Here is a 24,903-nt window from a genome sequence, read left to right as displayed (position 1 = left end):
ACTTGGATACTTTATCATATCTTCTGTCTTTTGTCAACTGTGAATTTCATTTTTCTGAAATTCTTTTTAATTGTTTGTTTTTTGAAAACAATTATTTGCGACAGCTCAGTTATAATACCACTGGGAGTTATGCTTGTCAACCATAAATTTCAATTTTTTTAGATTTTCCTGGAAGTTTATTTTTATAGGACAATTTCTTTTCTGCTATCATTCATCCATTATGCTATTATCTTCCTGTTTATTATTTTATATGTGTTGTTTTTTATAATAAGACTCTTCGCTGGATGGCGCTACGCCGGTCGCATTTTCAATGCGGGAATATGCAGGGGGAAGGCCATCTCAGAGTTCCGTAGCCCGAAGGCCCTCCCCCTGCACCCCCACCCTCTTGGGCACGGAAGGAGTTCTGCGTTGTTGTGTGTGCTGCGTTGTTGACTTTTGTCTGTATGCTGCGGTACTCAGAATGGAACGCTGTGCCGATCTGGTCCCTGTATTCTTCGGTACTTATAGTGGTACGCTGTGCCGATCTGGTCCCTGTATTCTTCGATACTTATAGGAATATTCTGTACCAGTCTGACATTTCAGGACAGGACGCCCAGTCCGCTTCCATCCCCCGCATGTTTTTTCCTGTCGGTTGGAAGCGTCAGCCAGAGGAAGGTGGCATCGGGCCGGGCTGCTGCGGAGGAGGGGTGATTACTACTTGGGCTGCGGGAGACGGCGTTATTGCGGCAGGGCCTGCTGTCTGAGCCGAAGGCGAGTTCTGGCCCTGCCGCAATGCTTTTAGCCGTCTCACGGAGCCCTAGTAGTATCCCCCGACGGAGTCCCTGCCCAGACCGATGCCACCTTCCTCTGGCGTCCCTCAACCACATCCACCTCTCAAAACCTCAAAAAAAATCCCCGACGGAGTCCCTGCCCGGAGCGATGCCTCCTTCCTCTGGCATCCCTCAACCACATCCACCTAACAAAACCTCAAAAACACCCCCAACTGCATCCACTCCCGGAGCAATGCCACCTTCCTCTGGCGTCCCTCGACCACATCCCCCCTAACGAAACCTCAAACGTATCCCCGCCTGCCTCCAATGCTAAGAGCAGACGTCAAAAAAATCTCTCGCACAGACATGAGACTCCGGCATTCTCTTTCCCAGGTCTTCCGAAAAAAAATAAAATGTATTATACTTATTGACAAGCGGATAAAAACATCCGCCTCTGTTTATGGCAAATATCACACAAAGGGAGGTTTTTATCATGGAATACAGACGTTTTGGAAACACGATCTATCTTCGTCTTGATCCGAAGGAAGAGATCCTGGAGGAGATCGGCAAGGTTGCAAAAAAAGAAAATATCCGCCTTGCACAGGTCACAGGCCTTGGCGCCATCAATGATTTCACTGCAGGCGTATACAACACAGTGACAAAGGAATACCACTCTATTCAGTTCCAGGGAGCGTTTGAAATCGTATCACTTACCGGTACCGTTACCCGCAAAGACGGTGACGTTTATCTTCATCTCCATATCGCAGCCGGTGACGAGGAAGGCCATGTACACGGCGGTCATCTGAACCGTGCCATCATCAGCGCTACTGCCGAGATCCAGATCCAGGTGATCGACGGAGAGATCGGCCGTGAGTTCAGTCAGGAGATCGGTCTGAATCTGTTTAAATTCTGATTTTGCCAGAGGGATTCCGGACACAGTCTACTGCTTTACAGTTTAAAAATTTCATCACACATAAAAAGGGTGAAACTACACAGCATAATGCTGTCAGCTCACCCTTTTCTTTAGCTTCAATATTGCCCTCTTCCGCAATATCTGCAATGCTGTCACTGCTGTCGCCAAACTCTTCCGCACTCTCTGTCACGGTTCCGGCTTCCGCCAGCGGCATTTCCTCCTGTGCATAGGCCGTCACGGTTCCCGCTGACAGAGATGTGACTGTCACGGACGCCGCAAGCAGCCAGGCCATGATGGTACTCGTCTTTTTTCGCATACCTGTTCCTCCCTTTTCCTCTAATTCACTTTACAGTTTTCTGTAAAGCTGATATCACTGTGAATTTGCCTGATATTTTCTGTTCTGTCAACAAAGTGGATTTTAACAGAATCTGGTCAAACAGCTATTCGCAATTGAAGCAGGGGACTTCCCTGATTCACCGACATTTACATTGACAAATTCCCCTGTTATGATATACTTTGATAATAAAACTATTTTATACTAAAATTATTTAGCGAAAGCAAATGAATGTGAGGATCTGATCATTATGAAGAATTTTAAAATCGGTGATAAACTTACGAGATTTCCCCTGATCCAGGGTGGAATGGGCGTTGGCATCAGCCTTGGCCGTCTGGCAGGCACCGTTGCAAAGGAAGGTGGGATCGGAATCATTTCCACCGCTCAGATCGGCTACCGGGAAAAGGATTTCGACCGGAATACCGAAGAAGCCAACCAGCGGGCTATCCTGTCCGAGATGAAAAAAGCACGCAGGATTTCTCCTGACGGTATCATCGGCTACAACATCATGGTTGCACTGAAGGAGTACGCATCTCATGTAAAAGCCGCTGTCCATGCCGGCGCTGACCTGATCATCTCCGGTGCAGGACTTCCTACAGAGCTCCCTGCTCTTGTCAGCGGAAGCAAAACAAAGATTGCCCCCATTGTCTCAACGGACAAATCTGCAAAGGTTATCCTGAAATACTGGGAAAGAAAGTACAAGCGCACTGCAGACCTTGTGGTGATCGAAGGTCCCCAGGCAGGCGGTCATCTGGGCTTCCACAAGGAAGAGCTGGATTCCTATACACCGGAAGCCTACGACAATGAGATCCGAAAGATCGTCCAGACTGTAAAAAGCTATGCCGCAAAATTCGGCACGGAAATCCCTGTAGTAGCTGCCGGCGGCATCGCCACGCACGAGGATGTAAAGCATGTCCTTGATCTTGGTGTGGACGGCGTTCAGGTCGCCACCCGTTTTATCCCAACGGAAGAATGTGACGCAGACATCCGGCTGAAAGAATCCCTGATCCACGCCGCAAAGGACGACATTGCCATTGTAAAAAGTCCGGTAGGTATGCCGGGACGTGCCATTATGAATCCCTTCATGCAGCACGTCATGGCCGGAGAAAAAATCCCGCACAGTCCCTGCCACCGCTGCCTTGCCAAATGTTCTCCCGGCGAGATCCCTTACTGCATTACAGACAAGCTGATCGCCGCCGTAAAGGGCGACGTGGAAAACGGCCTGCTGTTCTGCGGAGCAAAGGCTTATATGGCAGATAAGATCGAAACCGTGCACGATGTGATCGCTGATCTGTTTGGCACAGAATCGGAGTGCATCCGGCTGTCATAAAGATAAACCTGCGCGGTCAGGCACACCTAAACAAAAAGCCCCTGCTTTCATTGCTTTTCGCAGTGAAAACAGGGACTTTTTGTTTTTCTACCGGTTATCGATCTTTTCAGGGTACATGTCATGCTCTGTCAGACGTTTCCAGGCAATCTCCTCCCATCTGGTTCCGGTCTTTCCGTAATTGCAGTATGGATCAATGGAAATGCCGCCTCTCGGCGTAAATTTTCCCCAGACCTCAATGTATTTCGGGTCCATAAGCCGGATCAGATCCTTCATAATGATGTTCACGCAATCCTCATGAAAATCTCCGTGATTGCGGAAGCTGAAAAGGTACAGCTTCAGAGATTTGCTCTCCACCATTTTTTCACCGGGTACGTAGGATATCGTGATCGTTGCAAAATCCGGCTGTCCGGTAATGGGACAAAGGCTTGTAAATTCCGGGCAGTTAAATTTTACAAAATAATCGTTGTCCGGGTGCTTATTCAAAAATGTTTCCAGTACCTCCGGAGCATAATTGTCCGGATATTTTACTTTCTGATTTCCGAGAAGGGTGATCCCTTCTTTTTCCAGGTTTTCTCTGCTCATATTTTTTCCTTTCTATAGTCGGGCGGATATTTATGATCCGATCTATCTGTCAAGTGCCGGGTCCTTCACTCCATTGAGCCGGAATGCCTCTGCTCTGTCAATACAGGTTCCGCACACACCGCAGGGCTTTTCGCCGCCTTCGTAACAGCTCCAGGTCAGTTCATAAGGAACATTCAGCTCCAGGCCGGTTTTTACGACCTCTGCCTTTGTGCAGCTGACAAAAGGCGCCTCAACCTTCAGCTGGCCGCCGCTTCCCTGATAGATTGCCTCATTGATCGCATTGTGAAATGCACTGCTGCAGTCCGGATATGCATTTCCGGCAGCATCATCCGCATGTGCACCGTAATAGATCACACTACAGTTTTTTGACAGTGCAATACTTGCTGCCGAGGAAAGAAATAATCCGTTCCGGAACGGCACATAGGTTGAAACCGGTGAACCATCGGTTTCCTTCAGCTGCTCTGCATAGCTTTCGTGCGGGATCTCTCTGTCTGAATGCTTCAGAAGCGAACAGTCACTGTACCGGAAGATCGGCTCCAGATCCAGATAAAGATGCTCCACTCCGTAATATTCTGCTGTTTTTCTGGCAGCCTCGATTTCTTTTGTGTGCTTCTGTCCGTAAGCTACTGTTAATGCAATTACATTCTCTTTTCCATATTTGTTTACGGCAAGCCCCAGGCAGGTGGTGGAATCCACACCGCCGCTTGCAAGTACAAGTGCTTTCATAGCGTTCTCCTTTTCTGCGGTATTTCTGTTATATTGTGATATGTTTTCCTGTCATACTCCCCGCTTCTGCGGGTCCCAGATCACCTTATGAAGCTGGATCTGAAGCTTTACATCGTTGAGCTTTTTTTCCATAAGGAAATCCACGATCTCCACCGGCTGGATCCTGCCAAAAACAGGGCTGAAATAAACTGCCGTTTTTCCGACCAGTCTGTACTTTTCCAGGATTTCCAGGGCTTTTTCCATATCTCTGCGGCTGCTGACCACGAATTTCAGCGTATCCTCACTGCCCAGAAGCTCCAGATTGGAAAGGAGCATCTCTTTTTCCATGCCGCTGTCCGGTGTTTTGTAATCCATGGTAAAGGACGGACGTTTTTTTAATGTATGATAAGGTTTCAGATCCACACTTCCATTGGTCTCAATCTCCACCCGCTGGGATGGATCCTCCAGGATTGCCTCGATCAGCTCCTCCATGCCTTTCCGCAAAAGTGGTTCCCCGCCTGTAAGTGTCACATTTTTTACACCTGCCTCGCGGATCCAGGAAAGAATCTCTTCTTTTGTCAGCCTTTCACTCTCACACCCCGGCTCATTTGCCCAGCTGGTATCACAATAGCTGCACTGAAGATTGCAGCCCTTAAACCGGACAAAAGCGGCAAGCTCTCCTGCCCGTCTGCCCTCTCCGTTGATGCTGACAAATTTTTCTACAACCTGATAGGTACTCATAGCCATACCGCCTCCGTTTCTTCTTCCGTTTCCCGGTAAGCTGCACAGTTATTTGGTGTTTCGTAAACAACAGCTCTTTTTACAGGATAGCCCTTTTCTTCCATTTTTCTGAAAAAATACTCTGAAAAATTCTCTGCTGTAGGGCGAAAGGGAACCTTCACCAGATGAAAGCCTTCTTCATCCAGTGCTTCCAGCGTTTTCGGACGTAATGTATTTTCTTCATAGATCAGCGTGTGATCCATGGAATCTGCCAGCTCCCGAAGATCCTTTTTCAGGTCTCCGAAGTCTACCAGCATCCCGCGCTCCTGGCCGTTTTTCTCCAGCTTCCGGCTTTCGATCTCAATCTCCACATGCCAGCGATGACCATGGATATTGGAACATTTGCCGGTGTAACCGGACAGAAAGTGTGCCGAATCGAAATCTGCTTCTGTTTTTAACTGATACATAAATTTTTCCTCCTTCTGGATCTGTCACACCACCCGAATATTTCCATAAATAAAAAAAGCCGGGATTCCCGGCTGTGATCCAGTTAAAGTAAAAAAAGGGCAGCCCCGCCACGAGTCTGCCCTGATTCTCACATCTTCTTCAGCCCTGGTTTTATTTATAGACAGGATGGTACAAACGAACTGTCTTATATTTAATTTGTATGGTATTTCCGGAGATACTGCATCAAACGATAAATCGGACCAGATATCCGCGTTCGCTGCTCACTCATGAGCGCAGTCGCTCCGCAACGATCTATAGGAACTTTCAACTCCGGAATTACGGTAAATTTTCTGCAGAATTATCTTCTTCCGCAGCACTTCTTATATTTCTTACCGCTTCCGCACGGACACGGATCGTTCGGGTAGATTTTTCTTGCAGATGCCGGCTGCATCGGCATTGCTGTCGGCACAAAGCTGTTCGGCATTGCAGTGTGCGGCTTGCCTGTGGCAAACGGCCATACTGCTCCTGAGATCTCATTCGGTGTGTAACCGCGGAATTCCAGCATTCTTGTGTTATTGTTTGCCTCCATGATCAGCTTTGTAAATTTCTCAAGCTGCTCATCGTTAAACTGGATCCCCTTCTGGTTCAGGTTTTCCATGATCGCTGACATTCTGCCATCCATGGAGCATTCTTTGTAAATAAAGAACAGTACCTGATCCTTCACTGCATCGGAAACCTTCATCTCATCCAGCAGGAATCTGCCCAGTCTCTGGTAAGAAGCAGATTTTGTCGGATACCCGTTTTCGGAATAATCCAGGATCTCATCTACAGACGGAATATAGAATTTCCGTCCACCCTGACGTCTCTCGATATCCTTGTAGATGTTATTGACCAGTGCGGATTTCAGGATCAGCTGATCCCCCGCAAGCTCACAGATACAGGCCTTCTCCGGAATGGTATGATACAGCTCGATGAAGCTGTCATATCCGATGTCAAAGCCTTTTCTCTGCTTAAACATCTCATATACGGTCTTTGCCGGTGCAGATACATACAGATAGCTTACCATAATAAGGCAATCCTTCAGCCAGTTTACCTGGCTGCGAAGTGTCCGGAATTCCGGTGTATTGATTTGGTCGTAAACAGCTGCAACCTCTGCCGGAACTTCTGCGTAATCATCACTGTAGGAAACAAGGTAGCCCATATCGTTCAGCCACTCTAATGTATTCCACTCATCCTCTGCAACATGGAAGCATTTTCTCTGAATAGCCGCCTCAAAAGCCAGTACTTCCTGATCGTCTGCTACGAGGAAGCTTGCTTTCATAACCTCCGGTTTAAGAACCTCTGCGGCAACCTTTGCGGCGATCTCTTCCTGCTCCATTCCCCTGCAGTGAAGTCCAAGCTCACCTGCAATGCTGAGAAGGTCTTCTTTACGATAGGACATGAGGAAATCTTTTACTGTAGGATTTCTTCTGCTGCCTGTGGCTGCCTCATCTGCTTTTGCAGCTCTGGCTGCTGCCTCTACTGCTGCTACTGTTGCAGCAATGTCTTCCGATGCTTTGGCTGTTTCCGCCTCTGTCTCAACTGCTGCAGTGCATCCCAGCTCCGGTGCCTCTGTCCAGTACGGATCATCCTCACCCTTTACTTCTTTTATAATAGAAGGAGCTTCTGCTGTTCCCTCGTCTTTCTTCTCAATATCAACTCTGTATTCCGGAGCTTCCTTATCCGCGCCATACTGACGGAAGGTAAACCATTTCTCGGAATCCATAAGCTCTGCAGTCTCTGTCTCGCCTGCATTTAATAATGTGAAATTATTCTTCGCTTCTCCGTCACCGTTCTCACGGATCTGTACTTTTTTCTGAAAAAATTCAATCTCATATAGGCTGCCTGCCGGATACTGAACCAGTTTTTCAAGCATGGCTGCCATATTTGCAAATGTAATGTCAGCCGCAACAGTACAACGTCTCCATACCGGCGGTTTCGTTCCTTTTCTTGTGATTTTTAACTGATAAAACATTCCTGTGTTCCTCTCCTGTAAATATATGCCGGATCAGGAGATACGAATAACTCCTGATCCGGCGTAAGCAACTTCCCCTATGTTATACAAAAATAGAGAAATTGTCAATATTTGAGAGGCTTCTACAACACAATATCATATTTCTCAACCTGGATCACAGCATTTCCGTCACTGTGAAACAGGATCTCATCTGCTTCCACTGGTGTTGGGATCACGGTAGTCGCAGTTTTGCTTCCATCATTGATAAAAAGCTCTATGGAGCTTCGATCCAGGATAAAACGCAGCTTCAGATTTTGTCTGTCATCTGTGATCTGGAGCTTTCTTGTACATACAACATCACGCTGCACCCCGCTCCAGGTTCTGTCGATCTCCAGTATCTGTCTTTTTCGATCATAGGTAAAGACCGTTGTATATTCTTCATTGCGTGCAAGCTCGATCCGGAACTCATTATACACATCCAATGCTTCCTGATTTGGATTTCCGGAGTTCCTGCTTCCATCCATGATGCCATCTGCGTTCTGCAGTTCCACAGTCAGATCGATCATTCGGCCACGGACGCCTTCAAGGCTTAAGCTCTCACCCACTTTTACATTCTCATAACAGCAACGGTTTTTCCGATAATTCTCAATTTCTCGGACCGGCTTCTGCCAGATCTTTCCGTCACGATATTCCAGCTCTCTCGGAAGAGTCATCATTCCCTGCCATCTCTGCTTTTCCTTGATCACACAGCTATCCCAGGATTTCATCCAGGCGATCATCACTCTTCTTCCATCTGGAAGAAGGGTTGTCTGCGGCGCATAAAAATCAAGTCCGTAGTCCAGACTTACCGGTGCGTCTTTTTCAAATGTATGTTTTTCGCTGTCATAATCTCCCATAAAATACAGGGAATTATGTCCATTATGAAACTCATACCCTTTTGCACGCATATGCTGCGGAGAACAGATCAGCACATGTTTATCCCCGAGCGGAAAGAAATCGGGGCATTCCCACATAACACCGATTTCTCCTGTGGAGTTCTCCGCAAGAATTGTTTCAAATTTCCATTCTTTCAAATCTTTACTGGAAAACAGAACTACCTGTCCAGGAATTTCTTCGCTGCGGCATCCTACGAGCATATGGTATGTTCCGTTATCTTCCCATACCTTCGGATCACGGAAATCAACTCTGCTGCATTTCTCCGGAAGCATATCCCCGGTGACTACCGGATTTTTCTCTGCCTTTACATAATCTTTTCCGTCACCCCAGGCAATGCACTGATTCTGCCGGACTTCTTCTTTTCCATCCGGCAGCTTTTCTGTTGTAACTCCTGTGTAGATCAAAGCCTGTTTTCCATCCGCTTCAATAGCACTTCCGGAAAAGCATCCCTCTCGATCATATTCCTGATCCGGTGCAAGCGCTGCAGGAAGCTGCTCCCATCTGATCATATCCTCCGTCACACTGTGGCCCCAGTGCATAGGGCCCCAGTCACGGCTGTAAGGATGATACTGGTAAAAAAGATGTACCTTTCCTTTAAAAACAGAAAATCCATTGGGATCATTGATCCAGCCAACCGGTGCAGATACATGAAAGGCCGGTTTCTCTTCCTGCGGGATATTTTTTGCTTCCTCTATTTCATAAAGACGTGCTTTTTCAAGTTTTTCACTCATACTCTGCTCTCTCTTTCTTTTTTATGTTTCTGACCGGTATCTTTTTCTGTTTTTATTTCTCTGTCTCACTAAGAGACTTCTGATACTGGTCAAAATATTTCTGTTTGATTGCCAGATAATCAGACAGTCCATACTGCTCCATCTTTTTCAGATAGGAATCCCATTCTTTATCGATGCCGCCATTCAAGATCCAGTCTGCTTTTTTCTGTTCCGCATACTTCTTGATATCTGTGTCGTACTGAGATACCTTATTGGTATCATCAATACTCATAAATACATTCGGATACACATATTTACTGTTCATATCCTTAAGATATGTTTCATGCATATTGTCGAGACGCCATTTTGCATCTGCCGGCTCTGTTACATATACATCGTAATACTCGTTAAGTATTGCCAACGGTCCGTTTACAGACTGTGCTTCACGAACCTCTACCGGAGATGCATCTCCCAGATCCATATGTTTCAGCATCTGACCACCTTCTGCATTCTCGGACATCTCAAAGATATTAAATGAATCTTTTTCCCCGTAAGTACCCCAGTTATTCTGCGGAGACTGGATCGGTGCATACATCTGATCGATCCATGCTGCTGCCAGTGCCGTATTCCGACAGCTTGTAGTCAGAACGCAGCGTCCTCTGTCAAAGCCACTGGTTTCACTGTTATTCTGTCTTGTGATATTTACAAGACCATCCGGACCGGCCAGCGCCGGGAGCATTACATAATCTTCATTGTTATCAATATTTGCAATATCCCAGGTGAAACACAGACCATATCTGTGGTTTTTACCTTTTGCAACATAAGTTGACCATTCCTGGGTAAAAGCCTCCGGATCCACCAGCTTTTCTTCTACCAGCTGATGGAGCCACTGAATACCTTCTTTATAGCCTTCCTGTACAGTTGTATAAATAACGGTTCCATCATCTTTCACTGCAAAATGATCACCGGTGTCACCATATCCTTCTCCGAATCCGTTGATGAGAATTGCAGGATCCTGATCACCATTATTGATGATAAAGGACATCGGGATCACACCACCCTCAATGTTGAATTTCTTTTCCAGTTTATCTGCATTGTCGCGGAAAGCGATCAGAACCTGTTCCAGTTCCTCAGTTGTAGTCGGAACGTCCAGCTTCAGATAATCCAGCCATTTTTTATTAATGTAGGGAATATCTCCAATTGCCTGAATGGCTTCTTTCCCCGCACCAAGCTGCTCGATCCATGGGAAAGAATAAATATGTCCGTCCGGTGCTGTACACATTGTTCTGTATTCCGGGTATTTTTCAAATACAGCCTTAAGATTCGGCATGTATTTATCAATGAGATTTTCTACCGGAATAATGATTCCCTGTTTGGCATAACGAAGAAGATCATAATCACTCATCCCTGCGTTAAAAAGTCCATCCGGAAGATTTCCGAACTGTGCCAGCGCCAGATTTTTTTTGTCATCAAACTGATCCGATACAAAACAGGTCCAGTCAATGTGGACATTGGTCTGCTTTTCCAGTCTTTCAAAGATCGTTCTTTCATTAGGTTCCTGTGTAGATGTTGCAGGTGCACTGGTAATAAAAGACAGCTCTGCTTTTTCTTTCAGAGGAAAGGACACATCTTCCACCGGGGTATCCGGATCTGTTTCTGCTTTCATGTGTTCTTTTCCATTTCCACATCCGGCACTGCATACCATTATAATTGCAGAAAGCCCGATTGCCAATAATGCCTTCATTCTTTTTTTCATCATTATCAACCTCCTGTCATCAGCCTTTTACAGAACCAACCATAATGCCCTGGTCAAAATATTTCTGGAAGAATGGATACATGATCAGAAGCGGTAAACTTGATACAATGATCGTAGCATATTTCAGAAGTTCCGCTACCTTTGCCATCTGTGCAGTACTCTGGATATCTGCGATCATTCCGGGCTGCGGTGTATTCTGTACAAGGATGGAACGAAGTACCAGCTGCAATGGCTGCAGTTTCGCATCATTCAAATAAATCATAGCGTCAAAATAACTGTTCCACATTCCTACAAAGGACCACAGTGCAAGCACTGCGATGATCGGTTTGCATACCGGCATCATAATCTTGAAAAAATGCTCGATTTCCGTGGCACCGTCAATGGCAGATGCCTCTCTGAGTTCCTTGGGGATAGACTGATAATAGGTTCTGGCAAGGATCATGTTCCAGACATTAAACGCACCCGGAAGCAGGATTGCCCAGATTGTATTTACCAGATGCAACTGATTGATCAGGATAAAAGTCGGGATCATTCCTCCACCGAAAAACATGGTAATGAGAAAAATAACATTGAAGAAATTTCTTCCCACAAATTCTTTCTTGGACATTGGATATGCTGCCAGCAGAGTTACCAGAACTGAAATAATGGTAAACACCAGGGAATAAAAAAATGAGTTTGCAAAGCCTCTCCAGATCATATTATTTTCAAGAACTCTGCGGTACGCATCGATCGTCCACTTCCGCACATCAAAGCTGATTCCCTGGCTGTTCAGCACATTCGGATCCATAAAGGATGCGATCACAACATATAAAAGCGGAACCAGAATGGAAAGTACAAATGCACCCAGAAGTACGTATCCGATTCCTAAAATGGCTTTATCAGATGCCGAATATTTCTTTTTCTTTGCTTTTGCCATAACAGCACCTCCTATAATCCCTCTCCGTCATTCAGTTTCTTGACTACCCAGTTTACAAAGATCAAAAGAATTACATTGATCACTGAATTAAACAGCCCCACTGCTGTAGAATATCCATAATCTCCATTCAGAAGACCGATTCTGTATACATAAGTAGAAAGAATCTCAGATGCAGGAAGGTTCATATCTGTCTGCAGTGCATATGCTTTTTCAAAACCAATGCTCATAATATTTCCGGCCTGAAGGATAAACTGGATCACAATGATGTTTTTAATAGCCGGAAGCTGTACATACCAGATCTGCTGCAGGATATTTGCACCATCCACCACTGCTGCCTCTTCCAGATCCTTACTTGCATTGGCAAGTGCTGCAGTATACATAATGGATGCCCATCCGGCTGTCTGCCAGATTCCGCTGGCTATGTAAATGGTACGAAATGCTGCCGGCATAGTCATCCAGTTGGCATCGGAACCGATCAGTTTATTCAGCGGACCTACCGGTGAAAGAAACATACGAACCATACCACAGAGTACGATAACGGAAATAAAATTCGGCGCATAGATCAGAAGCTGAATTTTTTTCCTGATCCCAGCTCTCCGGATCTGATTCAGAAGAAGTGCCAGGATGATCGGAATCGGAAATCCCCACAGTAGTCCGTAAATACTCAGTTTCAGAGTGTTCACAAGATAATTCATAAAATCCGGTGATGCCAGAAATCTCCGGAAGTATTCCAGTCCTACCCATTTGCTTCCAAATACACCATCAATGACATTGTAGTCCTCAAAAGCGATCAGTACGCCACCCATGGGCACGTATTTGAAGATGATCGTCAGAAGAAGTGCAGGCAGCAGAAAAAACACATACAGCTGCCAGTTCTTTTTCACATACTGAAGCTTTTCTGCAGCAGTTCTTTTTCCTGCCGGAACAGCTTTCGCAGAACCTTTTTTCATTCTCTTTTCCTCCCTTTTTTGTTCTTTCGTTCTTGTTTAGTAACCGGTAAAGTAACCGGTTACTTTATAATTTGATACTACTATATGACATAGCTTCTGTCAACCTTTTTTGTTAATTTATTCAAGAAAAGTTACCGGTAACTTAACTGGTTATTTTTTTATTGCTATTTAACGTCTGTATTGTTATACTTATTATATCAATCCAATCATCCTGTACGGTCTGCAGCTTTCTCTTATATGATCACATCTGCATTCCGTATCATAACTTTCTGCTGTTAAAAGGAGAATATTTTTTTATGGCTAAAAAACAGGTAACATTTGCCGATATTGCAGAATACACTGGTTTTTCCAAGACTACGATCTCCAGATATTTCAATCATCCGGATTCTCTGACCCTGGAAAATCAGGAAAAGATCGCAAAAGCCCTTGATGAGCTCGGCTACAGAAAAAACAAGCTTGCCAGGGTTCTTGCCAATGGAAAAAGCGAATTTGTAGGGATCATTGTCCCGAACCTTTATCTTCATTATTATTCCGAAATGCTGACACAGCTTCTTCGAAGTTACTCCGATTATCATTACAAATTTCTGGTTTTTGTCAGTGATGGCGGCCCGGAGAAAGAAATGCAGTATCTGGACGAGCTGATGGCTTATAAGATTGAAGGACTTATTGTTCTCAGCCATACTCTTTCCTCTGAAAAACTGGCTTCCTATAATATTCCTGTGATCGCCATTGAACGTGAAGCAGAACATATATGCAGCGTTACAACAGACAATTACATGGGCAGCATGCAGGCTACTTCTCTGCTGATACGTAATCAGTGTGATGTACTGATCCACATCAATGTCCATGTACCTGAGAATATTCCGGCTTATGACCGTATCCGTGCCTTTGAGGAAACATGCCGGGAATATCATGTTCCTTATGAACTGAACCTTAATGTTTCCGGTGATTCCTATCAGGAGCTTTTTGAACAGATGCGTGTGATCTTTCAGGATATTGACAGTAAATATTCCGGTCAGAAAAAAGGCATATTTTTATCCAATGATACTTACGCAAATATATTTCTCAATCTGATCTTCCAGAAATACAACTGTCTGCCGGATGAATATCAGATCATCGGATTCGATAATTCACCCATTGCTGCGGAGTCCATCATCCCGATCACTACTATTGGACAGCAGATTGATGTGATCGCACAGACTACCATGGAACTGCTTGTGGAACAGATGAACGAAATGAAGAAAAGAAAACCGGCACCGCTTCAAAAACCGATCCACAAAAAGATCACTCCGGTTCTGATACGACGACAGACAACCGGAGACTGAAAATACTTACAACATTTTTCCATATTCCATAACAACCCGTATATTCATGTACTGGAAACTTCATGCTATAATTCTGTGGAAAAATGTCAGATAACCATTACCGCCGGGAAATATTTTACAGGTTTCCCGACATCTATAAATATCTATTCAGGGAGGAAATCATGAAAAAAGATCAGGAAATTTTTCAGGAACGTTTAAACCATCATCACGACGAACTTCGATGGCTGTACACAGAGCTTTATCACAATGACGATATGTTTGCAGAGCTCTGCGACCAGATGTACCAGTATTTTACAGCACGCCGCCGCGCGCTCAAAAACCGCGACCTGGAAAGAGAAAAAAATCCGGACTGGTTCCGCCAGAAGGATATGCTGGGCATGATGCTCTACATTGACAATTTTGCCGGCAACATCAAGGGAGTTTCTGCCAAGCTTCCATATCTTAAGGAATGCAACGTGAACTGCCTGCATCTGATGCCGTTCCTTGATACCCCGAAGGGCCGTTCCGACGGTGGTTACGCAGTAGCCGACTTCCGCAAAGTCCGCCCGGACCTTGGTTCCATGAAGGATCTGGCTGCCCTTGCAGATAAATGCCACAAAAACGGAATGAACCTGTGTATGGATTTTGTTATGAACCACACTTCCGAGGATCATGAGTGGGCCAAAAAAGCACGCCAGGGTGACGGCGAATATATGAGCCGTTACTTCTTCTACAACAACCGTGAGATCCCGGACGAGTACGAAAAGACCGTACCACAGGTATTCCCAACCACTGCTCCGGGGAACTTTACCTGGCTTCCGGATATCGGTCACTATGTCATGACTACCTTTTATCCGTACCAGTGGGATCTGAACTACGGCAATCCCCGTGTTTTCAATGAGATGATGTACAACTTCCTCTTCCTTGCAAACCAGGGAATGGACGTGATCCGTATCGATGCGGTTCCGTATATCTGGAAGGAACTGGGAACTCCCTGCCGTAACCTGAAGCAGGTGCATACGATCGTTCGTATGATGCGTATGATTGCCGAGATCGTCTGCCCAAGTGTCGTACTTCTGGGTGAGGTCGTTATGGAGCCGGAGAAGGTTGTTCCCTATTTCGGAACCGTAGAGAAGCCGGAATGCCATATGCTTTACAATGTAACAACCATGGCTACAACCTGGAACAGCATTGCCACTCGTGATATCCGCCTTCTGAAAAAACAGATGGATATTGTAAACAGCCTTCCGAAGCAGTACACCTTCCTGAATTATCTCCGCTGCCATGACGATATCGGCTGGGGACTTGATTTCGCCACCCTGAAAGAATGGGACATGGATGAGCCATCCCATAAGCGTTACCTGAATGATTTCTTTACAGGAAAGCATCCGGGAAGCGACAGCCGCGGAGAGCTCTATAATGATGACCCGGTAACTCAGGATGCCCGTTTCTGCGGAACTACTGCTTCCATGTGCGGGATCGAGGCTGCTCTTTTTGAAAAAGATGACGAGAAGCTGAAAAGGGGTATCCGCGAGGATCTGATGCTTCACGCATATATGCTTACCCAGTCCGGGATCCCGATGCTTTACAGCTCCGATGAAATCGGACGTCTCAATGATTATTCCTATAAAGAGGATCCGGATAAGGCTGCAGATTCCCGCTATATCCACCGTGGTGCTTTCCAGTGGGAGCTTGCCGAAAAAAGAAACTCCAAATCCTCCGTTGAGGGACAGATCTTCCAGACTCTTAGCCGCATGGAGCAGATCCGCAGCCAGGAATCTGTTTTTGATAAGGACTGTGATGTATATACATACGATGTTCATGATGACAGCATTCTCTGCATCCTCCGCCAGAAAGGAAACGAACGTTTCATCGGAATCTTCAATTTCAGTGACAGTGAAAAAACTGCCTGGATGCAGGAGGAAGGAACCTTCCGCGATCTGATCACTGACCAGACACTGGAGCTTAAGGACGTGGAGCTTCCGGCTTATGGATTTATGTGGTGTAAGAGGATGTAACTATTACTTGGTAAATAAAAAAGACGTGGCCTTACGGATCCACGTCTTTTTATTATGTTATATCTTTATTTTTTATAAGCTGTTCTGGTATTCAGAAATTACTTGCAGAGCTCCTCTGCCATTGCATCGATCTCTGCCACATTCTCATCGCTGAGGGAGGACATGATCTTTACATTGTTCTCAAGCCATGTGATATTTTTACTCTTCTCGAACATTCCTTTCATGACTTTAGCTGCAGTCGGTGCCCAGCTTCCGTTCTCAATGAGGCCGATGGTGCGGTTCTGGTAATTACGCTCTGTCAGGTTCTCGATGAATGTACGCATAAACGGGAATGCTTCTCCGTTGTATGTAATGCTGGCCAGTACCAGCTTGCCGTAGCGGAAAGCATCCTCCACTGCCTCTGCCATGTCTTCTCTTGCAAGATCGCAGACAACAACCTTCGGGCAGCCCTTTTCCTCCAGCTTCTGTGCAAGAAGCTCTGCTGCTTTCTTTGTATGTCCGTATACAGATGTGTAGGCGATCATTACTCCTTCACTCTCTACTTTATAAGAAGACCAGATATCATATTTCTCCAGATAATGTCCAAGATTTTCGGTAAGGATCGGTCCGTGAAGCGGGCAGATGGTCTGAATATCAAGAGTTGCTGCTGCCTTGAGAAGCTTCTGTACCTGCGGACCGTATTTTCCGACGATTCCGATATAGTAGCGACGTGCTTCGCAGTCCCAGTCCTCTTCTACATCAAGAGCTCCGAATTTGCCAAAGCCGTCTGCGGAAAACAGAACTTTGTCTGTGCTGTCATATGTAACCATAACCTCCGGCCAGTGAACCATCGGTGCAAATACGAAAGTAAGGACGTGTTTTCCAAGTGTCAGGGTGTCACCGTTGGCTACAATATGTTTCTTTCCTTCCAGATCCATTCCACGGAAGAAATTCTCCATCATGGTAAAGGTCTTTGTGTTGGCAACAACAGTTGTATCCGGGTATGCTTTCATGAAATTCTCAATATTTGCTGCATGGTCCGGCTCCATATGCTGGACTACAAGATAATCCGGTTTCGCACCATCCAGAACCTCTGCAACTTTTCCCAGCCACTCTTCTGTGAAGCCGGCATCTACAGTGTCCATAACTGCGATCTTCTCATCTTTGATCACATAGGAGTTGTAGGACATTCCGTTTGGCACTACATACTGTCCCTCAAACAGGTCTACCTGATGATCGTTTACTCCTACATAATAAATATCATTTCCGATTTTCATTGTATTGAGTTCCTCCTTAGTCTGCTGTATTTTATATTTCCAATATTTCTGAAAATACTTTCTTATTGCTCTCATTTATTATATCATTGTTCGTACTGAAATCAATGTAGAATCTATAAATAAAAACAAACCTCTGCGCCTGGTAAAAGAGCTATTTTCCCCTCTTTACAAACCTATTCCAACATAGTATTGTATACCTTGGATGAAGGAATTTTTTATAATTTTTATGAGGTAAACTATGTGTGAAAATGAAAAAAAGAAAACGTCTTCCATTGAGATGACCTCCGGCTCTCTCTGGAAAAATATCCTCCTCTTTAGCCTTCCCCTGATGGGGTCCCAGGTGTTGGAGGTTCTTTTTAATTTAAGTGATGTTGCGGTTGTAGGGCGATTTGCAGATTACATGGCACTTGGAGCTGTGGGTTCCACAACTCTGCTGGTCACTTTATTTACCGGAATCCTGATCGGCATGGGCGCCGGAGTCAATGTTCGTGTAGCACACGAGCTTGGTGCCGAAAACAGAAAAGGTACCGAAGAAACGATCCATACATCTCTTCTTCTCTGTGCCATCGCAGGACTTCTGGTCTGTGTCGTCTGTCTTCTGTTTTCCGGACAGATGCTGTCCATGATGAATACGAAACCGGAGCTGATGGACCAGGCTGTTTTATATATGAAGATTTATGCTCTGGGTATGCCGGCCATGGCTGTATACAATTTCGGTAACGGCGTATTAAGTGCCCGCGGCGATACGAAGCGACCACTGATCTATCTTTCCATTGCCGGAGTGATCAACGTTCTTCTGAACCTGTTTTTCGTTATCGTCTGTCATATGGCCGCCGCAGGTGTGGCAACTGCCAGCGCGATCGCACTGTATATCTCCGCAGCGCTGGTAATGATCCACCTCCTTCGGAGAAAAGACGAATGCAGGGTATCCCTGCGTAAGCTCCGTCTTCACCCGAAGGCCTGTAAAGCAGTACTGCTTCTTGGTATTCCCACAGGTCTGCAGAACGGAATTTTTGCCATTGCAAATCTGTTCGTACAGACCGGTGTCAACTCCTTCGATGCAGTCACGGTTTCCGGAAATGCCGCTGCCGCAAATGCAGACTCTCTGATCTACAACGTCATGTTTGCTTTCTATACTGCATGCGCAAGCTTCATCGGTCAGAACTGGGGTGCCGGAAATAAAAAACGTATGCTAAAAACTTATGGGATCAGCCTTACCTATGCCTTCATCGCAGGTGCGATCCTTGGTGGACTGCTTCTTGTTTTCGGTCCGCAGTTTCTGTCACTGTTTGCCACAGAACCGGCAGTCATCGATGCCGGCATGGAGAGGATCCGAATCATGGGCTTCAGCTATGCCTTCAGCTGTTTTATGGATTGCAGTATCGCCGCTTCCCGTGGCATCGGAAAAAGTATCCCACCGACCATCATCATCATTCTGGGATCCTGTGTATTCCGTGTCATCTGGTTCTATACGGTGTTTGCACACTTCCAGACCATTTCCTCACTTTATCTCCTGTATATTTTCTCATGGGGAATTACAGGCTTTGCGGAGGTTCTGTTCTTTGCTGTAAGCTTCCGGAAAATTCGGACCTGATACTTCAAATATATAGCGCCAGACGAAGCATTGATCTGGCGCTTTTTATATCTTTCTCGCGTTTTATGTACATTTGTCTTTACAAGGCGGACATAATTGTATATAATTATCCTGTTGTGCTTTTACGCGATGCAGTAATACCGGCTTAGAACGATCCGCCCTTTACACTGGATCGTTGCTTTGCGGCTCAGCATTTTTTAGCACACTCACACAATAGGAAAGAGGAAACTAGTTATGAAAAACCTGATTCAAAAATGGAACAGCATCAACCTGATCAAGCGTATCATCTGTGGTCTGATCGTTGGTATCATTCTCGGACTTGCAATCCCTCAGGCATCTGTGATCTCCATTCTCGGTGATCTGTTCGTCGGTGCTCTTCGTGGAATTGCTCCGCTTCTGGTGTTCTTCCTAGTAATGAGCTCTCTGTGCCACATGGGAAAAGGCCAGAAAACAAACATGAAATTCGTTGTTGTACTTTATCTTCTGGGAAATATACTCTCAGCACTGGCAGCTGTGATCTCCAGCCGCCTGTTCCCGATCATGCTGACTTTTTCCGAAAGTACAAATACTTCCGACGTCACTCCGCCAAGCGGTGTTGCAGAGGTCCTCAAAAACCTTCTGATGAACATTGTTTCCAACCCGGTTGACGCACTTGTCAACGCCAACTATATCGGTATCCTTGCATGGGCCATCATCTTCGGTATCGCACTGAAGGCCGCAAGTGAAACTACCAAGACTGTCATCGAAAACATTTCCGATGCAACCTCCACAGCCGTAAGATGGATCATCAGCCTTGCTCCATTTGGTATCATGGGCCTGATCTTCACAACCATCTCCGAGCAGGGGCTTGGCGTACTGTTAAGCTATGGCCGTCTGATCTGTATACTGGTGGGAACCATGCTCTTTGTTGCACTGGTGATCAACCCGATCATTACTTTCATCTGCACACGCCAGAATCCGTATCCGCTGGTTCTGCGCTGCCTGAAGGACAGTGGTATCACAGCATTCTTCACAAGAAGCTCTGCCGCCAACATTCCGGTAAACATGGAGCTGTGCAAGGATCTCGGACTTGATGAGGATACCTACTCCATCTCCATCCCTCTTGGTGCGACCATCAACATGGGTGGTGCAGCGATCACCATTTCCATCATGGCTCTGGCAGCTGCACATACACTCGGTATCAGCGTAGACTTCCCGACCGCTCTGATCCTCTGCATCCTGGCTGCTGCAAGCGCGGCTGGTGCTTCCGGAGTTGCCGGCGGTTCTCTTCTTCTGATCCCGATGGCCTGCAGCCTTTTCGGAATCCCCAATGATGTTGCCATGCAGGTAGTTGGTGTCGGTTTCATCGTAGGCGTGATCCAGGATTCCTGTGAGACAGCACTGAACTCTTCCACAGACGTACTTTACACAGCATGCGCCTGCAGGATCAGAAAGAATAAATGATCACACTTATAAACCGTCAGGCGGATATTCGTAATTGAAACAGGGAACTCCCTTGATTCGGTTAAAAGGAGCAGATCTTCCGTATTTGGAAAATCTGCTCCTTTTTTTGGCTTAGAGCGTGTTTGAAAAAGGCTTTCTGCAAGATGTGCGTCACAATTTGTGGGAGATTTTGTCCGGATGAGGGCGCCGTAGCGGGCTACGGCAACTGAATTCGGGTAAAATATACCGCAAAATGGGGCGTGCAGATTACGGGAATGATTTTTCAAACACGCTCTAACCTTCAGTTCCTGCAATATCTGCCCCATATAAAATTATCCGTAATCGGTAAATAAAACATCCTCTACATTCGAAAAAGCTTCCAGTTCTCTCCCATCTGCACAGCCAGATATACGATCTCAAAGATCACAGCTACAGATCCAAGCTTAAAAAGCAGGGAATCCACAAAGCCTCCTGCCTTACAGAAATCCAGCGCAATGCCTCCCGGCAGCGGATACAGGATCCGTACCCGTTTCCGGTTAAAGCAGTCCAGCACCAGATGTGATGCGAATCCAACCACAAAATAAAGGACCAGCTTCACGGACACCATGGATATGGCTGCACTTAAAATGGCCATAGCCATGATCGAATGCATAAATGACCGGTGCGGCTGATTTTTTCCAAAGGCGCAGACTGCAATAAAAATAATAACTCCCATGGCAACCGGCGCCATAGACTGGTTATTGCGGATCTTTTCCCAGATAGAAAAATCATAAAAATAATTCAATGCGATCTCTGCTGCCACAAGCAGTACCGCGATCAGCGTGATCCGGTTCGCATCCTTATGGGATTTGGAGGTTCCTACATCAATATCGCTGATCAATGCTCCAAGCATTCCTGTTCCTGCCGCAAGTACCAGACCGGAAACCGTAGAGGGCTGTGTAACTGCCAGCACTGTTCCGAGTCCGACTGCCGCGTGTGTTTTTCCTGTCATAATTCTCCCCTTATTGTAAAAAATCTTCCGTTATTCAGGATTATCCACTGCTACAGATCAGACACTCTCTTCTGATCTTCTGCATATATAAATGTATCACTTTATCATTTACCGCAGATCTGAAAATACAATAAGGCAGCTGTCAGCCTTACCTTTTACTGACAGCTGCCTCCACGAAACAGCATTATATCACATAAAAAATCACGATTCTATCTAAAATCTTTCTACTTTCTTTCACGTCCCGTTTAAATGGAATATGTCTCTTGGATCTCTCTTTTAATCAGACCAGTTCATACGTCCGTAGCGAAGTGCAAGACCTTGGATCTCTTTCTGAAGCTTCACAGTCAGCTCCCTTTTGCGGATCCTCCACTTCCAGTTCTTTCCTACTGTGGAAGGCTGGTTCATTCTGCAGCTGTTATCCAGGCCCATATAATCCTGCATAGGGATCACACAGAGCTTTGCACTGCTTCTCATAACCAGGCTGATAAAGCATTTATGCAGCTCTTTATCCGGTGTATAGTTATCACAGAGATAATCCCTGGCAAGCTTACGCTCTTTTGCCATAATGCTCTTCCACCATCCGGCGATGGTCTCATTATCATGGGTTCCTGTGTATGCCACACTGTTCTCCGGATAGTTGTGTGGAAGATAATCATTGGCACAGCCGGAATCTCTGGAATCAAACGCAAACTCCAGGACCTTCATTCCCGGGAATCCACTGTCATGGACAAGCTGACGCACAGAATCTGTCACATAGCCAAGATCCTCCGCAATGACCTGCTTCCAGCCAAGGGCCTGCTCCACTTTACGGAACAGATCGATCCCGGGACCTTTTTCCCAGTGACCGCCAATGGCATTTTCTGCACCGTACGGAATGGAAAAATACTCGTCAAAGCCACGGAAATGATCGATCCTTACCACGTCATAAAGGCGGAATACGTAGCTCAGTCTGGAGATCCACCACTGATATCCTGTATTTCTGTGGTAATCCCAGCGGTACAGTGGATTTCCCCAAAGCTGTCCTGTTGCGGAAAAACCGTCCGGCGGGCATCCGGCTACAGCCACCGGCACATTCTCCTCATCCAGCTGGAAAAGTTCCGGATGAGCCCAGGTATCTGCACTGTCCATAGCTACATAGATCGGGATATCTCCGATGATCTGAATGCCTTTTTCGTTGGCATATTTTTTCAGTTTCATCCACTGCTCATAGAATTTGAACTGCATATACTGCTGGAATTCAATATCAAAATATAATTCTCTGCGATAGTAGTCCATGGCATTTGCCCAGCGAAGGCGGATATCCTCTGCCCATTTTGTCCACTCAACACCGCCGAACTGATCCTTTACTGCCATAAAAAGTGCATAGTCGGAAAGCCACCAGCTGTTTTCTGCAACAAATTTCTGATAATCCGGATTCTCGCTGATGTTGCTGTTTTCGTAAGCTTTGCGGAGAAGCTTGTAACGGCCTTTGTAGATTTTTTCATAGTCTACGCTGTCTGCTCTTCTTCCCCAGCTGACCTTATCACAGTCCTCCTTTGTAAGGACGCCTTCCTCCACCAGTGCCTTCAGGCTGATAAAATACGGATTTCCCGCAAAAGTGGAGAAGGACTGGTACGGAGAATCTCCGTAACTGGTAGGTCCCAGTGGAAGGATCTGCCAGTAGCTCTGTCCCGCTTCCTTCAGCCAGTCCACAAAATCATAGGCACTCTTTGAAAAACATCCAATGCCGTACTCTGACGGCAGGCTTGTGATCGGCATCAGAATGCCAGCTGCTCTTTTATCCATATCTTTTCTCTCCTTATGTTGAGCCCTGCATCTCAGAGCATCTTATCTATTATCCTCTCACGGATGCATATTCATATAATCTACGCAACCGTTTGCGTAAATTATACGTCCATTTTGCATGAAGTGCAATGCGTTTTTGTCTTTTCTACCTTTCTTACAATTTTTACATCCTGATTTTGTGCAGTTTTTCATTATGTCAAACAGAATCTATCTGCATCTCACTACCTGATTTTCTGTGCATCTGTTTTTACGCAATTTCATGCAATTTTCCGTGCAATATGTTTGACAGTATCCTTGTTATGAACTACAATATCTCTATCAGACTGAGATAAAAAAAGCCGGATCAGAGGCATACTTCCGCTTTGATCCGGCATATCCGTGAGGAGGCAATTTATGGCAGTAACCATCAAAGATGTGGCAGCTCTGGCCGGGGTGTCCCCGTCCACCGTTTCCAGAACCTGCAAAAATAATCCATCTATCAGTAAAGAAACCAAGGAACGTGTACGCAGAGCCATGGCGGAGCTTGGCTATGAGCCGAATTTCCAGGCCAGCAACCTGGCAGCACAGATTTCCCGCTCCATCGGTATCATCCTGCCTCCGTCCCCAAAGGAGACATACGAGAATTCCTTTTACCTTGAGACGATCCGGGGGATCAGCCACTACTGTAACGCACATCAGTATATCAGCACCATTGTTACCGGTCAGAATGAAGAAGAGATCCTTAACGCAGTACGTTCCATGTCCAGAAGCGGTAAGGTTGACGGATTTATTGTTCTTTATTCCCGTGTGAATGATCCTGTTATTGATTTTCTTTTCAGTGAAGGACTTCTCTATATCCTGATCGGAAAACCGGCACAATACACCAATCATACAATCTATATCGATAATGACAACCTTCTGGCCGGACAGGAGGCAACGGAGTATCTTTATGCTCTGGGCCACCGGAAGATCGCTTATCTGGGTGTAGATAATTCCCTGGTCTTTTCCGCAGACCGCAAAACCGGCTATATGACTGCGCTGATCAGCCACGGATTAACCGTACAGCCCGAATACTGTATAGAGGTTCCTGCCGCTTCCCAGAATGAGTTTCAGGAGCTTCGAAAGCTGCTTTTAAGTGAGGAGCGCCCTACAGCTGTGCTTGTCAGTGATGATATTCTGGCACTTTCCCTGGAGCGGATCTGTATAGAAGCAGATATCTCCATACCGGAGGATCTGTCCATTCTTTCCTTTAACAACTCACTTTTTGCCAGACTGACTTCGCCTCAGCTGACCTCCATTGATATTAACTCCGGGCAGCTTGGAATGGAAGCAGCCACGCAGATGATCAGTCATATCGAAAATCCGAGCCTTCCGGCCACAAAGATCATTGTACCTCACCAGCTGATCGAAAGGAACAGCTGCCGGAGGATCTGATCTGCTTTCAAACAAAAAACAGGTATCTTCTCTGCTGACTGTGTATTGACCACCACTTATCGATCTGACATTGGTGGTC

General features: G+C 45.9%; 19 protein-coding genes and 3 pseudogenes. 8 read left to right on the top strand and 14 right to left on the bottom strand.

Annotated features, from left to right (window positions below):
• Positions 1-1,242: 1,242 nt before the first annotated feature.
• The gene (locus tag NQ489_RS00970; RefSeq protein WP_044962367.1) at positions 1,243-1,662 is read left to right on the top strand and encodes a PPC domain-containing DNA-binding protein; all 420 of its coding nucleotides are present in this window, start codon (positions 1,243-1,245) and stop codon (positions 1,660-1,662) included.
• Here NQ489_RS00970 and NQ489_RS00965 read toward each other — a convergent pair.
• On the bottom strand, positions 1,652-1,978 hold the full coding sequence (locus NQ489_RS00965) for a hypothetical protein (protein WP_021652911.1): 327 nt from the start codon (positions 1,976-1,978) through the stop codon (positions 1,652-1,654). The two genes, NQ489_RS00970 and NQ489_RS00965, sit on opposite strands and share 11 nt — an antisense overlap.
• A 268-nt stretch (positions 1,979-2,246) precedes the next feature.
• On the opposite strand from NQ489_RS00965, the gene NQ489_RS00960 reads away from it, so the two are divergent.
• On the top strand, positions 2,247-3,326 hold the full coding sequence (locus NQ489_RS00960; RefSeq protein ID WP_021652910.1) for an NAD(P)H-dependent flavin oxidoreductase: 1,080 nt from the start codon (positions 2,247-2,249) through the stop codon (positions 3,324-3,326).
• 87 nt (positions 3,327-3,413) lie between these two features.
• Here NQ489_RS00960 and queF read toward each other — a convergent pair whose 3' ends face one another.
• The 9 genes from queF to NQ489_RS00915 form a co-directional block, all read right to left on the bottom strand.
• Positions 3,414-3,908, bottom strand: a complete 495-nt coding sequence (gene queF, locus NQ489_RS00955) for a preQ(1) synthase (RefSeq protein WP_021652909.1) — start codon at positions 3,906-3,908, stop codon at positions 3,414-3,416.
• A gap of 42 nt (positions 3,909-3,950) precedes the next feature.
• Entirely contained in the window at positions 3,951-4,634 is a 684-nt protein-coding gene (gene queC, locus NQ489_RS00950; protein ID WP_021652908.1) for a 7-cyano-7-deazaguanine synthase QueC, read from the bottom strand.
• Between the two features lie 51 nt (positions 4,635-4,685).
• Entirely contained in the window at positions 4,686-5,354 is a 669-nt protein-coding gene (queE, locus tag NQ489_RS00945) for a putative 7-carboxy-7-deazaguanine synthase QueE (protein WP_044962365.1), read from the bottom strand.
• Positions 5,351-5,800, bottom strand: coding sequence for a 6-carboxytetrahydropterin synthase QueD (queD, locus tag NQ489_RS00940; RefSeq protein ID WP_021652906.1), 450 nt, complete (start codon positions 5,798-5,800; stop codon positions 5,351-5,353). Before queD ends, queE begins: the two co-directional genes overlap by 4 nt.
• A 338-nt stretch (positions 5,801-6,138) precedes the next feature.
• Complete coding sequence (locus NQ489_RS00935; protein ID WP_021652905.1) at positions 6,139-7,794, bottom strand: YecA family protein; 1,656 nt, start codon at positions 7,792-7,794, stop codon at positions 6,139-6,141.
• Positions 7,795-7,916: 122 nt separating this feature from the next.
• A complete protein-coding gene (locus tag NQ489_RS00930) occupies positions 7,917-9,440 on the bottom strand; it encodes a glycoside hydrolase family 32 protein (RefSeq protein WP_021652904.1) in 1,524 nt (507 codons plus the stop codon).
• 52 nt (positions 9,441-9,492) lie between these two features.
• Entirely contained in the window at positions 9,493-11,124 is a 1,632-nt protein-coding gene (locus NQ489_RS00925) for an ABC transporter substrate-binding protein (RefSeq protein ID WP_370817453.1), read from the bottom strand.
• Between the two features lie 70 nt (positions 11,125-11,194).
• Positions 11,195-12,091: a carbohydrate ABC transporter permease gene (locus tag NQ489_RS00920; RefSeq protein WP_015526648.1), complete on the bottom strand. Its 897-nt coding sequence runs from the start codon at positions 12,089-12,091 to the stop codon at positions 11,195-11,197.
• Positions 12,092-12,102: 11 nt separating this feature from the next.
• On the bottom strand, positions 12,103-13,041 hold the full coding sequence (locus NQ489_RS00915; protein ID WP_015526649.1) for an ABC transporter permease: 939 nt from the start codon (positions 13,039-13,041) through the stop codon (positions 12,103-12,105).
• A gap of 296 nt (positions 13,042-13,337) precedes the next feature.
• On the opposite strand from NQ489_RS00915, the gene NQ489_RS00910 reads away from it, so the two are divergent.
• Together NQ489_RS00910 and NQ489_RS00905 are read left to right on the top strand one after the other, a co-directional pair.
• Positions 13,338-14,366, top strand: a complete 1,029-nt coding sequence (locus NQ489_RS00910; RefSeq protein ID WP_015526650.1) for a LacI family DNA-binding transcriptional regulator — start codon at positions 13,338-13,340, stop codon at positions 14,364-14,366.
• A gap of 161 nt (positions 14,367-14,527) precedes the next feature.
• Positions 14,528-16,363 (top strand): amylosucrase, encoded by a 1,836-nt coding sequence (locus tag NQ489_RS00905; protein WP_044962363.1) that lies wholly within the window; start codon positions 14,528-14,530, stop codon positions 16,361-16,363.
• A 101-nt stretch (positions 16,364-16,464) separates the two neighbouring features.
• On the opposite strand, the pseudogene NQ489_RS00900 reads toward NQ489_RS00905, so the two are convergent.
• Positions 16,465-17,619 (bottom strand): annotated as a pseudogene (locus tag NQ489_RS00900) (FprA family A-type flavoprotein); the annotation flags it as partial.
• Between the two features lie 238 nt (positions 17,620-17,857).
• On the opposite strand from NQ489_RS00900, the gene NQ489_RS00895 reads away from it, so the two are divergent.
• Both NQ489_RS00895 and sstT read left to right on the top strand, forming a co-directional pair.
• On the top strand, positions 17,858-19,213 hold the full coding sequence (locus NQ489_RS00895) for an MATE family efflux transporter (protein ID WP_021652900.1): 1,356 nt from the start codon (positions 17,858-17,860) through the stop codon (positions 19,211-19,213).
• A 234-nt stretch (positions 19,214-19,447) separates the two neighbouring features.
• Entirely contained in the window at positions 19,448-20,656 is a 1,209-nt protein-coding gene (gene sstT, locus NQ489_RS00890) for a serine/threonine transporter SstT (RefSeq protein WP_021652899.1), read from the top strand.
• On the opposite strand, the pseudogene NQ489_RS17785 reads toward sstT, so the two are convergent.
• Positions 20,617-20,862, bottom strand: a pseudogene (locus NQ489_RS17785) (DUF6783 domain-containing protein); the annotation flags it as partial. The gene sstT and the pseudogene NQ489_RS17785 overlap by 40 nt on opposite strands.
• Between NQ489_RS17785 and NQ489_RS17780 the strand changes: the two are divergent.
• Positions 20,800-20,988 (top strand): annotated as a pseudogene (locus NQ489_RS17780) (DUF6783 domain-containing protein). The pseudogenes NQ489_RS17785 and NQ489_RS17780 overlap by 63 nt on opposite strands.
• Before the next feature lie 8 nt (positions 20,989-20,996).
• On the opposite strand, the gene NQ489_RS00885 reads toward NQ489_RS17780, so the two are convergent.
• Positions 20,997-21,626, bottom strand: a complete 630-nt coding sequence (locus tag NQ489_RS00885; RefSeq protein WP_021650232.1) for a metal-dependent hydrolase — start codon at positions 21,624-21,626, stop codon at positions 20,997-20,999.
• Positions 21,627-21,902: 276 nt separating this feature from the next.
• Positions 21,903-23,411 (bottom strand): 4-alpha-glucanotransferase, encoded by a 1,509-nt coding sequence (gene malQ, locus NQ489_RS00880; protein ID WP_021650234.1) that lies wholly within the window; start codon positions 23,409-23,411, stop codon positions 21,903-21,905.
• A gap of 393 nt (positions 23,412-23,804) precedes the next feature.
• Here malQ and NQ489_RS00875 point away from each other — a divergent pair, with 393 nt between their 5' ends.
• Positions 23,805-24,824 (top strand): LacI family DNA-binding transcriptional regulator, encoded by a 1,020-nt coding sequence (locus NQ489_RS00875; RefSeq protein WP_044960522.1) that lies wholly within the window; start codon positions 23,805-23,807, stop codon positions 24,822-24,824.
• Positions 24,825-24,903: the final 79 nt, after the last annotated feature.

Source organism: Blautia sp. KLE_1732_HM_1032 (assembly GCF_025147905.1).
In the GTDB taxonomy this organism is placed as follows: Bacteria; Bacillota; Clostridia; order Lachnospirales; family Lachnospiraceae; genus Blautia_A; species Blautia_A fusiformis.
The sequence above is the reverse complement of the archived record's forward strand: the minus strand, read 5'-3'. Positions and strand labels throughout refer to the sequence as shown.

Coding starts and splice junctions, on each gene's coding strand:
- NQ489_RS00970 (WP_044962367.1), top strand. CDS start 1,243: ATGGAATACAGACGTTTTGGAAACACGATCTATCTTCGTCTTGATCCG.
- NQ489_RS00965 (WP_021652911.1), bottom strand. CDS start 1,978: ATGCGAAAAAAGACGAGTACCATCATGGCCTGGCTGCTTGCGGCGTCC.
- NQ489_RS00960 (WP_021652910.1), top strand. CDS start 2,247: ATGAAGAATTTTAAAATCGGTGATAAACTTACGAGATTTCCCCTGATC.
- queF (WP_021652909.1), bottom strand. CDS start 3,908: ATGAGCAGAGAAAACCTGGAAAAAGAAGGGATCACCCTTCTCGGAAAT.
- queC (WP_021652908.1), bottom strand. CDS start 4,634: ATGAAAGCACTTGTACTTGCAAGCGGCGGTGTGGATTCCACCACCTGC.
- queE (WP_044962365.1), bottom strand. CDS start 5,354: ATGAGTACCTATCAGGTTGTAGAAAAATTTGTCAGCATCAACGGAGAG.
- queD (WP_021652906.1), bottom strand. CDS start 5,800: ATGTATCAGTTAAAAACAGAAGCAGATTTCGATTCGGCACACTTTCTG.
- NQ489_RS00935 (WP_021652905.1), bottom strand. CDS start 7,794: ATGTTTTATCAGTTAAAAATCACAAGAAAAGGAACGAAACCGCCGGTA.
- NQ489_RS00930 (WP_021652904.1), bottom strand. CDS start 9,440: ATGAGTGAAAAACTTGAAAAAGCACGTCTTTATGAAATAGAGGAAGCA.
- NQ489_RS00925 (WP_370817453.1), bottom strand. CDS start 11,124: ATGGTATGCAGTGCCGGATGTGGAAATGGAAAAGAACACATGAAAGCA.
- NQ489_RS00920 (WP_015526648.1), bottom strand. CDS start 12,091: ATGGCAAAAGCAAAGAAAAAGAAATATTCGGCATCTGATAAAGCCATT.
- NQ489_RS00915 (WP_015526649.1), bottom strand. CDS start 13,041: ATGAAAAAAGGTTCTGCGAAAGCTGTTCCGGCAGGAAAAAGAACTGCT.
- NQ489_RS00910 (WP_015526650.1), top strand. CDS start 13,338: ATGGCTAAAAAACAGGTAACATTTGCCGATATTGCAGAATACACTGGT.
- NQ489_RS00905 (WP_044962363.1), top strand. CDS start 14,528: ATGAAAAAAGATCAGGAAATTTTTCAGGAACGTTTAAACCATCATCAC.
- NQ489_RS00895 (WP_021652900.1), top strand. CDS start 17,858: ATGTGTGAAAATGAAAAAAAGAAAACGTCTTCCATTGAGATGACCTCC.
- sstT (WP_021652899.1), top strand. CDS start 19,448: ATGAAAAACCTGATTCAAAAATGGAACAGCATCAACCTGATCAAGCGT.
- NQ489_RS00885 (WP_021650232.1), bottom strand. CDS start 21,626: ATGACAGGAAAAACACACGCGGCAGTCGGACTCGGAACAGTGCTGGCA.
- malQ (WP_021650234.1), bottom strand. CDS start 23,411: ATGGATAAAAGAGCAGCTGGCATTCTGATGCCGATCACAAGCCTGCCG.
- NQ489_RS00875 (WP_044960522.1), top strand. CDS start 23,805: ATGGCAGTAACCATCAAAGATGTGGCAGCTCTGGCCGGGGTGTCCCCG.